The 15,032-nt window shown below is 63.3% G+C and carries 13 protein-coding genes and 1 pseudogene; 12 read left to right on the forward strand and 2 right to left on the reverse strand.

Features of this window, described 5'->3' with window-relative positions:
* A partial coding sequence (locus ENZ74_RS05650; RefSeq protein WP_164760955.1) for an SDR family oxidoreductase occupies nucleotides 1-530 on the reverse strand: 530 nt, incomplete at its 3' end.
* Nucleotides 531-696: 166 nt separating this feature from the next.
* Here ENZ74_RS05650 and ENZ74_RS05655 point away from each other — a divergent pair.
* The 11 genes from ENZ74_RS05655 to ENZ74_RS05705 all read left to right on the forward strand — a co-directional run bounded on the left by ENZ74_RS05655 (nucleotide 697) and on the right by ENZ74_RS05705 (nucleotide 13,337).
* Complete coding sequence (locus tag ENZ74_RS05655) at nucleotides 697-1,557, forward strand: DeoR/GlpR family DNA-binding transcription regulator (protein ID WP_063170084.1); 861 nt, start codon at nucleotides 697-699, stop codon at nucleotides 1,555-1,557.
* A gap of 39 nt (nucleotides 1,558-1,596) precedes the next feature.
* Nucleotides 1,597-2,397 (forward strand): BtpA/SgcQ family protein, encoded by an 801-nt coding sequence (locus ENZ74_RS05660; RefSeq protein WP_024502261.1) that lies wholly within the window; start codon nucleotides 1,597-1,599, stop codon nucleotides 2,395-2,397.
* Nucleotides 2,398-2,560: 163 nt separating this feature from the next.
* Entirely contained in the window at nucleotides 2,561-4,081 is a 1,521-nt protein-coding gene (locus tag ENZ74_RS05665; protein WP_063170083.1) for an FGGY-family carbohydrate kinase, read from the forward strand.
* Entirely contained in the window at nucleotides 4,081-4,710 is a 630-nt protein-coding gene (locus ENZ74_RS05670) for an HAD family phosphatase (RefSeq protein ID WP_082826650.1), read from the forward strand. The genes ENZ74_RS05665 and ENZ74_RS05670 overlap by 1 nt, the downstream gene beginning before the upstream one ends.
* Before the next feature lie 416 nt (nucleotides 4,711-5,126).
* The gene (locus tag ENZ74_RS05675; protein ID WP_013530264.1) at nucleotides 5,127-6,014 is read left to right on the forward strand and encodes a sugar phosphate isomerase/epimerase family protein; all 888 of its coding nucleotides are present in this window, start codon (nucleotides 5,127-5,129) and stop codon (nucleotides 6,012-6,014) included.
* A 61-nt stretch (nucleotides 6,015-6,075) separates the two neighbouring features.
* The gene (locus tag ENZ74_RS05680) at nucleotides 6,076-7,599 is read left to right on the forward strand and encodes a sugar ABC transporter ATP-binding protein (RefSeq protein ID WP_127312691.1); all 1,524 of its coding nucleotides are present in this window, start codon (nucleotides 6,076-6,078) and stop codon (nucleotides 7,597-7,599) included.
* A gap of 31 nt (nucleotides 7,600-7,630) precedes the next feature.
* Nucleotides 7,631-8,599, forward strand: coding sequence for an ABC transporter permease (locus ENZ74_RS05685; protein ID WP_032898845.1), 969 nt, complete (start codon nucleotides 7,631-7,633; stop codon nucleotides 8,597-8,599).
* Nucleotides 8,600-8,643: 44 nt separating this feature from the next.
* Complete coding sequence (locus tag ENZ74_RS05690) at nucleotides 8,644-9,657, forward strand: substrate-binding domain-containing protein (protein ID WP_063170467.1); 1,014 nt, start codon at nucleotides 8,644-8,646, stop codon at nucleotides 9,655-9,657.
* A gap of 170 nt (nucleotides 9,658-9,827) precedes the next feature.
* Nucleotides 9,828-11,045, forward strand: a complete 1,218-nt coding sequence (locus ENZ74_RS05695; RefSeq protein ID WP_024502254.1) for an ROK family transcriptional regulator — start codon at nucleotides 9,828-9,830, stop codon at nucleotides 11,043-11,045.
* 37 nt (nucleotides 11,046-11,082) lie between these two features.
* A complete protein-coding gene (locus tag ENZ74_RS05700; protein ID WP_063170080.1) occupies nucleotides 11,083-12,069 on the forward strand; it encodes a sugar kinase in 987 nt (328 codons plus the stop codon).
* Entirely contained in the window at nucleotides 12,069-13,337 is a 1,269-nt protein-coding gene (locus ENZ74_RS05705; protein ID WP_032898842.1) for a D-tagatose-bisphosphate aldolase, class II, non-catalytic subunit, read from the forward strand. Before ENZ74_RS05700 ends, ENZ74_RS05705 begins: the two co-directional genes overlap by 1 nt.
* A gap of 56 nt (nucleotides 13,338-13,393) precedes the next feature.
* On the opposite strand, the gene ENZ74_RS05710 is transcribed toward ENZ74_RS05705, so the two are convergent.
* Nucleotides 13,394-14,740 (reverse strand): FAD-binding oxidoreductase, encoded by a 1,347-nt coding sequence (locus tag ENZ74_RS05710; protein WP_063170079.1) that lies wholly within the window; start codon nucleotides 14,738-14,740, stop codon nucleotides 13,394-13,396.
* A gap of 81 nt (nucleotides 14,741-14,821) precedes the next feature.
* On the opposite strand from ENZ74_RS05710, the pseudogene ENZ74_RS05715 reads away from it, so the two are divergent.
* Nucleotides 14,822-15,032: pseudogene (locus ENZ74_RS05715) on the forward strand (hypothetical protein); the annotation flags it as partial.

Genomic DNA, 15,032 nt, shown 5'->3' on the forward strand with positions numbered 1-15,032 from the left:
GCAAAGGCCTGCGTCCAGCCGAGCACGGCGAACTTGGATGCCGAATAATGCGCCAGGAGCGGCGCACCGACCTTCGCGGCAAGCGAGGCGGTGTTGACGATGCAGCCCGTGCCCTGCTTGACAAAATGCCGTCCAGCGATCTGATTTGCCAGGAATACACCGCGGGCATTGACCGAAAAGTTGAAGTCCCACTCTTCGTCGGTCAGATCGAGCGCGTGCTGCATGGTGGACACGCCGGCATTGGCGATCAGGATGTCGCAGCCGCCAAGCGCTTCCAGTACGGTGGAGAAGGCCGCCTCGACGGAATCGCGGCGGCGGACATCGACCGTGACGGCGGCGGCACCGCCACCAATTTCCTCAGCCGCCTGACGTGCCGCCTTGGGATCCAGATCGCCGATCGCCACGGCGACGCCCTGCCGCGTCAGGGCGGTCGCGATCGCCCGGCCGATCCCCGCGCCACCGCCCGTCACGAAGGCTCGCTTGCCCGCGAGTTCGGCAAGCACGGGAGGCGTGACGGAGACAGCCGGCATGGTCGTATTCTCTCTGCTTGATGGCGGAACGCATTTTGTTGATATCGAGATGCATACCAATAAAATCGAACACTGCAAACATATTTTTGTTTGAAAATGTTTGATCATGCGGTAGTGTGAAGATCAGCAGACCGCTTCGTCGGCGGCTTACCCACCGGATACATCGATGGCAGACGACACCACCCTTCCTGAGACATCGCCGCATGGCGCACCGCGCGACGCCGATCGTCAGCGCCTTCTCGCGCACGACCGGCAGGCACGCATCCTGGCTTTGCTGCGCCGGACGGGGTCGCTCACCGTCGCCGCGGCAGCGGCCGAACTTGCCGTTTCCGACATGACGATCCGCCGCGATCTCGTCGAACTGGAACGCGAGGGTAGGCTGGTCCGAATCCATGGCGGCGCGATCGAGGCCGACAACCCGCCGCTGGTCGCCATGGACAGCGAAGAGCCGAGTTTCGATTCGCGCTTGCGCCAGCGCCGCGACCCGAAGGCCGCGATTGCCGCGGCCGCGGCCGCGCTGGTTTCGGGATACCGCACGATCGCTTTGGATGTCGGCACCACCACCTATCTGATGGCCGAGCACCTCAGGGACCTTCCGCACGCCAAGGTGTTCACCAACAGCCTCAGGATCGCGGCGGCGCTGAATGGCGGTGTGCCCGAAGTCTATGTTGCCGGCGGCCGCGTACGGGCCGACGAGATGTCGACCGGCGGGCCTGCGGCCATCGCCCAGTTCGAGGCGCTGTGGTTCGATGTCGCCGTGATCGGCGTCTCCGGTATCACAGCGGACGGCCTCTTCGATTATTCCTTCGATGATACCGATATGAAGCGCGCCTATCTGAGGCGGTCAGGCACCAAGATCGTCCTGTGCGATTCCGCCAAATTCCTGCGCATGTCGCTGGTGCGGATAGCGCCACTGTCGGACTTCGACATCCTCATCACCGATGCCGAGCCGCCGGCCAAGATCGTCGCGGCGCTCGCCGCGGCCAAGGTCGACCTGCGCATCGCGCCGCCACTGACGCGCGACTGAGGCGCGCCATTTTCACTTTATCCCCAAGGAGAAGACTCGATGGTATTTGAATTTTTCGGCGACAAGAAGAAGGCTGTCATCTCGATGGCACATATCGGTGCCCTGCCGGGAACGCCCCTCTATGATGCCGATGGCGGCCTCGACAAGCTGATCGATGGCGTACTCTCCGACATCCGCAAGCTGCAGAACGGCGGCGTCGATGCCATCATGTTCGGCAACGAGAACGACCGCCCCTATGTCTTCAAGGCGCCGCCCGAGGGCATTGCCGCCATGACTGCCATCGTCCAGGCGGTGAAGCCCGAGCTGAGAGTGCCGTTTGGCGTCAACTATCTCTGGGATCCGACTGCCAGCGTCGCGATCGGAGCTGCCACCGGAGCCCGTTTCGTGCGCGAGATCTTCACCGGCCTGTTCGCTTCCGATATGGGCTTGTGGGAGCCCGATTGCGCCGCCGCCTCGCGCCTGCGGCACAACCTTGGTCGCGACGACATGAAGCTTCTCTTCAACATCAATGCCGAGTTCGCACACTCGCTCGACCAGCGCCCGATTGAATTGCGTGCCAAGAGCGCGGTGTTCTCGTCGATGGCAGACGCGATCCTCGTCTCCGGTCCGATCACCGGCCAGCCGGCCGACCAGTCCCACCTGCGCAGCGTCTGCGAGACGATCAAGGACGTGCCGGTCTTCGCCAACACCGGCGTGAACATCGACAATGTCCGCGACGTCCTTTCGCTGGCGAGCGGCGTCGTGATCGGGACCCATTTCAAGATCGGTGGCAATACCTGGAACGCCGTCGACGGCGATCGGGTCAAGCGCTTCATGGATGTTGTCGCCACTTTGCGCTGAGGACGGCTTCCACGGCGATGCCGGCCATCGCGCCGGCTCGCGGTGATCATATCGATCGTTGCAGGCCGGCGTCCGGAATGATCGACTGGTATCGAGCAGTGCGACACAACGAGGCAGACAGGTTTCGCCCGCCTGCCCTTCCCAGCATTTCAATGGATTCGACATGGCGTTCGTTCTCGGTCTCGATATCGGCACCACCTCGACGATCGGCATCCTGATCCGGCTTCCCGATCAGGTGCTGGGCCTCGCCTCGCGCCCCGTCACGCTGCATTCCGAGCATGCGGGCTGGGCCGAGGAAGATCCCGCGCAATGGTGGACCAATGTCCGCGACATCGTGCAGGAGTTGCTCAGGACCAGCGGCATCAAGGCCGAGGAAATCGTGGCGGTCGGCACCACCGGCATGCTGCCGGCGGTCGTTCTTCTGAACGAGAAGGGCGAAGTGCTGCGGCCGAGCATCCAGCAGAGCGACGGCCGCTGTGGCGCCGAAGTGGCCGAACTGCGGACCGAATGCGATGAGACGGCTTTCATCGCCAAGGCCGGCAACGGCATCAACCAACAGCTCGTCACCGCAAAGCTGCGCTGGATTGAGCGTCACGAGCCGGAGGTGTTCAGCCGCATCGCCACCGTTTTCGGCTCCTACGATTATATCAACTGGCGCCTCACCGGCGAACGTGCGGTCGAGCAGAACTGGGCGCTGGAGGCCGGCTTCGTCGACGTTTCGACGCACCGGATCGACGACGATCTGGTGGCGCTCGCGCACATACCGCGCTCGGCCGTGCCACGAAAGATCGCCTCGCATGAGATCCTCGGCTCCGTCTCGGCGAAGGCCGCCGATGAGACAGGCCTGATGGCGGGAACACCGGTCGTCGGCGGTGCAGCCGACATGATCGCCTCCGCGCTTGGCGCCGGCGTCGCCAAGCCGGGCGATGTCCTCCTGAAATTCGGCGGCTCGGTCGATATCCTGATCGCTACCGATCAGATCAAGCCCGATCCGCGCATGTATCTCGATTATCACCTGGTCCCGGGCCTGTTCATGCCCAATGGCTGCATGTCGACAGGCGGCTCCGCCCTCAACTGGTTCGTACGCAATTTCGCCGGCGGCGAGATGGCCGCGGCACAGGCCGAGGGTATTTCCGTACACCAGCGGCTCGATGCGCTGGCGGCAGAGCGTCCCGCCGGTGCCGACGGCCTCATCATCCTGCCCTATTTCCTTGGCGAGAAGACGCCGATCCATGATCCAGCGGCCCGCGGCGTGATCGACGGCCTGACGCTTTCGCACGATATCGGCCATGTCTGGCGCGCTTTGCTCGAGGCCTATGCCTTTGCCATCGCGCATCATGTCGAGGTGCTCAACGACATGGGCCATCGGACCGAGCGCTATCTCGCCTCCGACGGCGGCTCAAGCAGCAAGGTCTGGATGCAGATTGTCGCGGATGTCTTGCAAAAGCCGGTCCAACGCCTGACCGGGCACCCCGGCTCCTGCATCGGCGCTGCCTGGACGGCGGCGATAGGCACCGGCCTGACCGACGACTGGTCGGGCGTTTCCGGTTTCGTCAGCTTCGCCGACCGGCTCGATCCCGACCCGCGAAAGGCCGACATCTACCGCGACGGTTACCGCCGCTATCGCGATCTCTATACACGCCTATCGGCTCCTGGCGCGACCAAAGCGGGATCGCCATCGTGATGTATCGCGCCGTCGCCTGGGACATCGACGGAACGCTGATCGACAGCGAGCCGTTGCATCATCAATCTCTCCTCGCCGGCTGCCGCAACTGGAACGTCGATCTTGACGACCTGCCCGACCAAGCCTTTCGCGGCATCCATATGGGCGACGTCTGGACAATGCTGCGTCCGCGCCTCCCAGTCGGGCTTGACCAGGCGGAGTGGCTCGCCGCCATCAATGCCCACTACGTCGCCAACCGGGCGGACGCCATCCCGATCCCCGAGGCGGTCGAGACGATCCGGACCCTGGCTGACCGCGGCGTCCCGCAGGTCTGCGTGTCAAATTCCGGCCGGCAAGTCGTCAATGCCAATCTGGATGCGCTCGGCGTGCTCGACCATATGAGCCTCACAATCAGCCTCGACGACGTTACGGTCGGCAAACCCGACCCAACGCCCTATCGCGAGGCCTGCCGGCAGCTCGCCATAGCTCCGGGATCCGTCGTCGCTGTGGAAGACAGCCGCACCGGCACCAAGGCCGCACGGGCCGCCGGTCTGTTCGTGGTTGGCTATCTCCCCAGCGGCGGCCCGCTCAGCGACATCGATCTCAGTGCCAACCGTCTGTCGTCGATCCTGGACCTGTTTCCCGGCTGAGGGTTTGCGCGTCGCCGCGTCCGGGTGCGCGCTTGGGCAAGCCGGAGGATCGGGCGTCCGCCGGCTGGTCCCAAGCGAATGCCTTGGCAGGAACCAACGAACGTTGGACCGGGTTCCGCTCGTTCCGCATTCGCCTTGCGTCTCGCCGAGCGAGCGGTCCATGCCGCTCGGTCTGCGCAAGTGACGGGATATTTGTTGTCAAAAGCTGCATATCCCGTTTCTCGCATAGGTCAGAGAAGATTTTCTCGCATCTCCATGATGCCTCTCAACCATTTGTTTTCCAGCATTTTTTTAATCCGGCATGATTGGCTCGCGCCGACCAATGCCAGAATTCCTCTTGCGCCGAAGCTGAATTTTAGGCATTCAGGATCAAGTTTGTATCTTTAACATGCAAACCTGATTATCGGAGGATCTGAATGCGGCGTCTTGGTATCCATTCATTTGTCTGGACAAACGGCCTGACCCAGGAGGGCCTGGAAATGGCACTCGCCAAGTCGGCGGATCATGGTTACCGGCTGATCGAGTTCGCTTATCTGCGGCCCGAGAAATTCGACCTCGACCGCCTGGCGAAGCAAGCCAAGGAACTGGACATCGAGATCGTGGTCACGATGGGCCTGTCGGCGGATGCGGACGTCTCGAGCGAGGACAAGGCCGTGGTCACCAAGGGAAAGGCGCTCTTGTCCGACGCGGTCAAGGCGGTCCGCGACATCGGCGGCATCCGATTGGGCGGCATTCTCTATTCGATGCACGGCAAGTATGACGGGCTGCCCACGCGAACCGGCTGGATGAACAGCGCCGACGCCATCGCCGCGACAGCCGAGGTGGCCAGGGATAGCGGCGTGCAGATCGTTCTGGAAGTGGTGAACCGCTTCGAGTCCAACCTCTTGAACACGACCGCGCAAGGCCTGAAGTTCATCAAGGACACCGGCCGCGACGACGTCTTCCTGCATCTCGACACGTTCCACATGAACATCGAGGAGGCGAGCCAGGCCGAGGCGATCCGTCTGGCTGGGGACAAGCTCGGTTATTTCCACTTCAACGAGAACTACCGCGGCTATCTCGGCACCGGTACGATCGATTTCGCGAGCATCTTTTCCGCGCTGGTGGACATTGGCTTCCACAATCGCGACGTCACCTTCGAGAGCTTCTCCAGCGCCATCGTCGATGAAGCCCTGTCGCGTGTGTGCGGCATCTGGCGCGACACCTGGACCGACAACAATCCGCTCGCCGCGCATGCCAAGGCTTTCATCGAAAGCCGTTGGGAAGAAGCCGTGCGCCGGGCCGAGATCAACAAGGCTGCCTGAAGACGAAAGGGCTGCGGGCCGACAAGCGCCCGCGCCATCTCATCCCGAGGAGGACGGGAAGATGACGCAGAACGAAGCTATCACCAACGAGAACGGCGCCACCGCGCCGCTTCTCCTCAGCGCCGAAAATGTCGCGAAGAGCTTTGCAGGCGTTCCCGCCCTGGTCGACGGGCGGATTCGGTTGCGCGCCGGGACGGTCAATGCCTTGTGCGGTGGCAACGGTGCCGGCAAGTCCACCTTCCTCGGCGTGTTGATGGGGATGCTGCGGCGCGACGCCGGATCCGTCACGGTGAAAGGCCGGGAGGTGAATTTCTCCTCCCCCGCCGAGGCGCTCGATGCCGGTATCGCCATCATCACCCAGGAGCTCAGCCCGTTCCTGGACATGACCGTCGCCGAGAACCTCTATCTCGGCCGCGAACAGCGGCGCGGCCGCTTCTTCGTCGACGACAAGTGCATGCTAAGCGACGCGGAGGCGATCCTGGCGCGGTTGAAATTCAACATCCCCGCTGGTGCGCGGTTGCGCGATCGAAAGATCGCGCAGGCCCAACTCGTCGAGATCACCAAGGCAATCAGCCGCCGCAGCGACATCCTGATCATGGACGAACCCACCTCGGCCATTGGCGAGCGCGAGGCGCAGATGCTGTTCGACGCGATCCGCACTCTGACCGCGGAGGGCGTAGGCATCATTTATGTCTCGCACCGCCTGACCGAGATCTTCGAGATCGCCGACGATTATACGGTCTTCCGCGACGGCCGTTTCGTAGGCGGCGGATCGATTTCCGAAATCGACCGCAAGGGCCTGATCCGGTCGATCGTCGGCCGCGACCTGTTGGACCATCATCGCGAACCGAAGGATACCGGCCCGCAGAAACCCTTGCTCGAAGCCCGCGGCTTTGCATCGAAGGGAAAGTTCGCCGACATCGACATGACCGTTCATGCGGGAGAGATCGTCGGCATATACGGGCTTCTCGGCTCCGGTCGCAGCGAGTTCGTGAATGCGCTCTACGGAAACGAGCCGCGGGATTCCGGCCAGGTGCTGATCGAGGGCAAGCCCATCGATCTCAAGACGCCCGCCGATTCCATCGGCGCCGGCATTTCGCTGGTCACGGAGGACCGCAAGCAGACGGGCCTGTCACTGACCGCGTCGGTCGCCCACAACATCACCGTGGCCAACCTGCCGCATTATGCGCGCAAGGGCTTCATGAACGGATCGGCGGAAGGCAGGAGCGTGGTCGAGCACATCAAGCGCTTCTCCATCAAGACGGCGTCGCCGGACCTGCCCGTCCAATCCCTGAGCGGCGGCAACCAGCAGAAGGTTGTCCTTGCGCGCTGTGTCGACACCAACCCCAGGATCCTGATCTGCGACGAGCCGACACGCGGCGTCGACGAAGGCGCCAAGCGCGAGATCTATGCCTTCCTCGGCAATTTCGTGAAGGCGGGAAACGCCGTGCTGATGATCTCGTCCGAGGTGCCCGAAATCCTCGCCAATGCGGATCGCATCGTCGTTTTTCGCCGGGGCCGCATCGCAGGCGAGGTCGCCGGACCCGAGGCCACCCAGGAAACCCTCGTTCATCTGGCTTCCTAGCCAGACGATCCATTTCGTGGAGAAGAATCCAATGGTATCCGCCAGTCAAAGCATGAGCGGCATGAGCCTGGGAAAGTTCATCGCCCGTTATGGCATCGTCATCTCGTTTATCCTCCTGTTCGTCGTGTTGTCGCTGGCGTCGCCGAACTTCCTGTCCACCAACAATCTGCTGAACGTTCTGCGGCAGGTCTCCATGAACGGTGTGCTGGCTGTCGGCATGACCTTCGTGATCCTGACGGCCGGCATCGATCTCTCCATCGGTTCGCTCCTGGCGCTGGCCGGCGCCGTGGCGGCCAGCCTGGTCACCGGCGCGGATGCGTTCAATCCGCTCCTAGCAGTCGCGGCCGGCGTCGCCGTGGGCGCGCTTTGCGGCGCCGTCAATGGCGGGCTGATCGCCTACTTCAAGGTGCCGGCCTTCGTCGCCACGCTCGGAATGCTGAGCGTGGCGCGCGGCGCGACGCTGCTTTACAGCGGCGGCCGCCCGATTCCCAATCTCAGCCTCGAATTCCGCTGGCTCGGCCAGGGTCTCGTGCTCGGCATACCGGTACCGGTGATCATTTTCGCCGTCGTCTTCGCTGTCGCGGCAATCGTCCTGCGCTACTCCATTTACGGAAGACGGGTCTATGCGGTGGGCGGAAACCCGCGCAGCGCGAAGACGAGCGGCATCAACACCACCGGCATCATCTTTTCGGTTTACGTCATCATGGGCGCGCTGGCCGGTCTCGCGGGTGTCATGCTGACGGCCCGCACCACGTCCGCCCTGCCACAGGCGGGCATCGGCTACGAACTCGATGCCATCGCGGCGGTGGTCATCGGCGGAACAAGCCTCACCGGAGGTATCGGCCGCATCGGCTATACGCTGGTGGGCGTGCTGATCATCGGCATGATCAGCAACGGTCTCGATCTGATGGGGGTGTCCTCATACTACCAGCAGATCATCAAGGGTTCGATCATCGTCCTCGCGGTGCTGATCGACCGCTCCCGAGCCGGGAGAGAGTAACAGGCGCAAGCGGCGCGGCCGCACGCAACATGGAGGAAATGCACATGAAAACGACAAGACGCTTCCTGATGGGAGCAGCGGCCGGCCTTGCCCTTGCAGGCATGGTGTTCGGGGGGAGTTCGGCCGACGCCAAGACGTTGAAGATCGCGGCGATCGTCCAGAGCCTCAACACCGAGTACAATGTTCTGTGGGCCGATGCCGCCAAGGCGCACCCCGCGCTTGCGGACGGTACCGCCGCGCTGACAGTTCTCGACGGTCGCCAGGACGTGCTGACGCAGTCGAACCTGTTCGACACAGCCATCACCGAAAAATACGACGCGATCATCTTCATCCCGGTCGACATCGACGCCGGCAATGAACCGATCGAGCGCGCGAAGGCAGCCGGCATCCCGGTGTTCGGCTCCAACACGATGGTTTCCAACACCGCGCTCTACGACGCCTACATCAATTCCAACGATGTCGAGGCCGGCGAAATGCTGGCCAAGGCGGTGATCGACAAGGCCGGCCCGCAGGCCAAGGTCGTGATCCTGGAAGGGATGCTGGGCCAGTCGGCCCAGGTACAGCGGCTTGAAGGGATCCAGAAGGTGCTGAAGGAAAATCCCGGAGTGACCATCCTGGAGCAGAACACCGCCAACTGGTCACGCGCCGAGGCCATCACGCTGATGGAGAATTTCCTGACCTCGCATGGCGATGCGATCCAGGGCGTCCTGGCCGAAAACGACGAGATGGCCGTCGGCGCCATCGAGGGCATCCGCAACCACGGCCTGGATCCCAAGACGGTTCCGGTCGCCGGCGTGGACGGCATCAAGGACGCGCTTGAAGCCGTCAAGCGTGGCGAACAGTCGATGTCCATCCTCCAGGATGCCAACGGACAGGCGCAAGGGGCGATCGACCTCGCGCTGCACAAGATCGTCGGCGACAGCTACAAGCCGCGCGCGGCTGTCTGGGACGTAAACGGCGGCAAGCTCGCCTGGAACGACGGCAAGGACCAGCATTACTACGTGCCGTGGCTGGCGGTGACCTCCGAGAATGTCGACAAGGTGCTTGTCGGCAATTGACGCTCCAACAGGAGGATGCCGCTCGCTCGCGGCATTCTCCTTCGCGTCCGGCGCAGCGGGAATTGCTTGCTTCCGACATCAGGCGGTTCATTCTTTGAGGACTTTGCGTTGCCGGAGGAAAAACAAGCTCGGGTGAAGTATAGGCTGGGAACGAACATGCGGAGTCCGCCATGAACCATGTAACCTTCGCCAGCAGCTCGCCTCGCAGGATCCGCCAGAGCAATTCGGTAGCGACGCTGAACGCGCTCCACCGCTTCGGCCCTTTGAGCCGGGCCGATCTCGCCAGGCATATGGGGGTCAACCGCTCGTCCGCCGGCAATATCGTCCTGGAGTTGGTCGAGGCCGGACTCGTTCGCGAAGTAGCGGAGAACGATGTCGCGAATCCGGCGGGCCAGCCCAGGGCCGGAAGACCGGGTATCCTCGTGGAAATCGTGCCTGAAGCCGTTTTCTTCGCCGGCATAGAGATCGGTGTCGAACATATGACATGCGTCGAGATCGATCTCGCGGGCAAGATCGTTCGCAGCGCCATGACGCGCTTCGAAGGACACGACAGCGATCCGGAGGCCGCGGTCCACATGGCGATCGAACAGGTGTTTCTCGAGATGCGGAAGGATAGCCTGGCGCGATGTCAGGGCATCGGCATCGCGGTGCCCGGACAAATGAACCAGGACGGTTTCATCCACGTCGCACCGATCCTGGGGTGGCGCAATGTCGATCTCACAGGCCTTGCCCGCAGCCTTCTTCCGGCCGAGATCCCGGTATCCGCGGAAAATGACGGCAACGCATTCGGCATCGGCATCACATACAGCCAGCCGGAAGCGGCGAGCGGCGTCACCTTCTTCATGGTCATCGAGAACGGTGTCGGTGGCGGAATTGTCATCGACGGCAAGTTGTTCCGCGGCGGCAATGGCCTGGCCGGAGAAGTCGGCCACCTCAAGACACGGAACCCGACATACCGGAATCTGGAGCAGGCCTTCGGGCGCGACCGCATCCTGTCATCCTATCGCCAGTACAGGCCGGACGCCGACTTGGACTTGTTCCTGCGTGACGTCCGCGATCGTGTTCCTCAAGCGGTGCAGCTCGCCGAAGAATGGGCTGTCTTGTTCGCATTTGCAGTCGTGCAGATCTCGCGGCTGATCGACCCGAACCGCATCGTGCTGGGCGGGTCCGTCGCGGAATTGTATCCATTGGTCGCCGCACGGGTCGACGCGCATATCCGCGAGCTCCAGGCCGCGACCTTTCCTATCCCCGAGATCGTTTTCAACGAGAGCGCCATCTATGGAGCTGCCTTCGGAGCCGCTTGCATGATGCATCAGCGCTTCATGTCGCTCGACAACCAGATGCTCAACAAGGACGCGGTTTCCGGTCCAGACGCCTCGGCGTCGTGAAACCGCAAACGACACCACACCTAGGATTGGACGCTTGATGAACGACCTCCCCCAAACGCTTGCACCGGACTCGCTCGGGCCAACCGTGACGATTGGAGAAATCCTGGTAGAGATCGTCGCGAGGCAGACAGGCACCGGTTTCCGGGAACCGATCGACCTCATTGGCCCCTTTCCGAGTGGCGCGCCCGCCATCTTCATCGATCAATGCGCGCGTATGGGCGGAGCGGCGGCAATGGTGGGCGTGGTGGGCGACGACGATTTCGGCGCGGTCAACATGGAGCGCCTGAAGCGAGACGGCGTAGACACTTCCGCCATCGCTGTTTCCGCGGATTATCCGACGGGCAGCGCCTTTGTCCGCTACCGCACGGACGGAAGCCGCGATTTCGTCTACAACATCGCCAAATCCGCCGCCGCTCGACTGGAATGGACCCCGCAGGTCGAGGCGCTGATCGCGCGTTGCGGGCATATCCACGTCATGGGAACGGTGTTCGCAAGCCCCGCGGCCTGGGCGATCACCGAACGCGCGATCCCGCTGATCAAGGCACGCGGCGGCACCATGTCGCTCGATCCGAACCTGCGCAAAGAATTGCTGGCGCACGGCCAGACCGAGGAGAAATTCGCGAGCCTGGTGGACAAAGCGGACCTGCTGCTGCCGTCGGGCAATGAATTGTTCCTGGCCGCCGGCATGGATGGCGAGGAACGCGCAATCGAGGCGCTGTTCAAACGAGGGGTCAAGGAGATCGCCGTGAAGCGTGGCGAACATGGCGCGTCAGCCCGTCAAAGCACGGGCGCCAGTGCCGATTGTCCCGGCCTCATCGTCGAGGAAACGGACCCCACCGGCGCCGGCGACTGTTTCGGCGGAGCCTATGTCGCATGCCGGCGGTTGGGGATGCCGCTGCGGACTTCGCTCGAATTCGCCAATGCGGCAGGGGCGCGCAACGTCACACGCCTCGGCCCCATGGAGGGAGCCGGCACGCGGGCCGAACTGGAAGATTTCATGGCAAGAACGGCGAGAAGAAGCTGATGCGTGTGGCGATCGAAGATGTGCCGGGCCTGCACAGGGAAGGAAAGAAAATCGGGGTAACCTCGGTGTGCTCGGCGCACCCCCTGGTGCTCAAAGCTGCACTGCGCCACGGCCGGGAAACCGGCACCACCGTCCTGATCGAAGCGACGTGCAACCAGGTCAATCATCTGGGCGGTTATACGGGCATGACGCCGTCCGATTTCGCGGCGATGGTGAAAGCGCTCGCGGCAGTCGAGCAGTGCCCGACAGAGCTGATCGTGCTTGGCGGGGATCATCTCGGTCCCAATCCCTGGAAAGACCGGCCCGCCGAGGAGGCGATGGCGCAGGCCGGGACAATGGTCGATGCTTATGTCCGCGCCGGCTTCCGCAAGATCCATCTCGATGCATCGATGGGCTGCGCGGGTGAACCGGCGACGCTAGACGACCATACGGTGGCCGAGCGCGCAGCCAGAATGGCGGGCGTCGCGGAACAGGCGGCCGCGCAGAGCGGCGGGGCAAGCCCGGTCTACATCATCGGGACGGAGGTGCCGCCTCCCGGTGGCGCCGATCACGCTTTGGATGCGATCACCCCGACCAGTCCGGAGGCGGCTCGCCAGACACATGCCATTCACGCCAAAGCATTCCAGGCCGCCGGGCTTGAAAGCGCGTTTTCCCGCGTCATCGGGCTTGTCGTGCAGCCGGGCGTGGAGTTCGGCAACCAGAATGTGATTTTTTACGATCGGACCAAGGCCAGCGATCTGGCGGCAACTCTGAACACATTGCCGTCGCTCATTTTCGAAGCGCATTCGACGGACTATCAGGGCGAGAGGCCGCTGCGTGAACTCGTCGAAGATGGCTTCGCCATCCTCAAGGTCGGCCCCGAGCTGACCTTCAAACTGCGCGAGGCGCTGTACGCGCTCGACCTGATCGCTTCCGATCTGGTGCCTTTCTATGGCCAGCGGCCGCTTTATCAGGCCATGGAAGAGCTGATGCAAGCCGCGCCCAAGAACTGGGCAAGCCACTATCATGGCAGCGATGCCGACAAGCGGACGCTGCGCCACTACTCCTATTCCGATCGCATCCGATATTATTGGGCGACCCCGCAAGCCCGTGCCGCCTGCGACCGGCTCTTCGACGCGTTGAAGGGCCGCAAGGTGCCGGTGACGCTGTTTCTCCAGCACCTGCCTTCGGCGCTCGCTTGGGCCGCCCGCGGCTGCGACGTCGAGGAGATCGCGATCGATCACGTCCAGCGAAGCATCGAGATCTACGCCCGGGCATGCGGCACCTGAGCCCTCGTCCGGTTCTTCAAGGCCAGAGCGGATGGGCTGGCGGGCGGCAGAAATACTTACAGCGATGGTCCCAATCGGATCGGGCTGCCGTCGCTGAAACGGGATTGACGGAACCTGTGGAGATTGTGCCCGGTCTCGTTGCCCTGGATCAAATCGGACAGGATGCGGCCCATTCCGGGTCCTATGCCGAAGCCGTGGCCGCTCATCCCGGTCGCGACAACGAGGCCTGGGAACGCAGCGGCGCGATCGACGATGGGCACGACATCAGGCATCGCATCGATCATGCCCGCCCAGCTCGCCTTGAGCGGTACGGTCGTGAACTGAGGGAAAAGCTCCCTGAACCCGCCGTCGATGGCGCGGAGCGCCGACGTCTCGGGAGCCGGATTGAGGACGCGCATCCGTTCGAAAGGGCTTTCTTCATCCGCGTTCCAGCTGCGCGGGGTCGACCAGCCGTCCGGGTAGCCTCGCGGCGCGGCCGGCAGGTAGCGTGTGCCGAACGGATTGGCCATCAGGGCGCTGACATATTTGCCTGCATGGCGAAATGCGTCCGGCCCTATGTAGAGTTGGCTGCTGCCTCCCGATGCGAGCGTGTACCCGCCATCCTGCCTGCGCCGGAAAGCGATGCGTTCGTCCGCGGCGGCACCGGCGTGGATTTCCGCCATCGGCGCTGTCGCAGCGACAGTCGCCCTGACGCTGAGCTGCGGAATCGAGATGCCGTGGGCGCGCAGGAACAGCGACGTCCACGCGCCGCTGGCGACGAGGACGCTCGAGGCCGCGATGAGCCCTTTCTCGGTCCAGACGCCACTGATGCGTCCCGCGGAGATGTCGAGCATACGTGCCGCGCAATTCTCGATGATCGTCGCGCCTTCGCGGGCCGCCAGGCGAGCAAGCGCGGGCACGGCGACCCAAGGTTCTGCCCGCATGTCCGATGGAGTGATCATTGCGCCTTTGAACAGTCGCGACATGGCCGGGATCAGGCTTGCCAGCTCACCCTGGTCGAGGAGACGCGTGTCGACGCCATGAGCCTGGGCGATCTTCAGGAATTTCGCGAAGCCGGCCATCTCCTTGTCTGTTCGCGCAAGATAGGTAACGCCCGTCTGCTTCAGTCCTATGTCCTCGCCACATTCCTGTGCCAGTTGCCGCCAGAGGCGCTGCGCTTCGATGACGATCGGCAGTTCGTCGGCATCGCGGCCCTGCTGCCGGATCCAGCCCCAGTTGCGCGAGGATTGCTCGGCGGCGATGCGTCCCTTTTCCAGCAGCGTCACCGAGACGTTCCGCCGCGCCAGGAACAGTGCCGTGGTCACGCCAATGACCCCGCCGCCGATGATCACGACGTCCGAGGTCCTCGGCAGGGGCTGCTGGAACTGGATCGGGGTGGCTTCAGTGAAGGGGAAGATTGTCAAAGAGCACTATCCTTTGGCATTCCGCAGCGGCGTCCGGTCTACACACTTGATATCAGGGCAGCGATATCTGGCCGCCGTGAGATGTCGATACCACGCGAGGAGATTGATCGTCAGCTGCTGCTTGCCGGGAACGACGAGGCCAGATCGCGGCGCCGGCAAATCCACGCTTCTGAAATCAATTTCCGGGCCATGGCGCCGACCGGGGGCACGCTTGCCTTCAACAGCGAGTCGATCGCCGGCCAGGCGCCGGAAAAGCTATGCCGGAAGGGCCTGGCACTGGTGTCGGAAGGCC

The sequence above is a fragment of the Mesorhizobium sp. M7A.F.Ca.CA.002.15.2.1 genome (assembly GCF_003998715.1).
Taxonomy (GTDB): Bacteria; Pseudomonadota; Alphaproteobacteria; order Rhizobiales; family Rhizobiaceae; genus Mesorhizobium; species Mesorhizobium ciceri.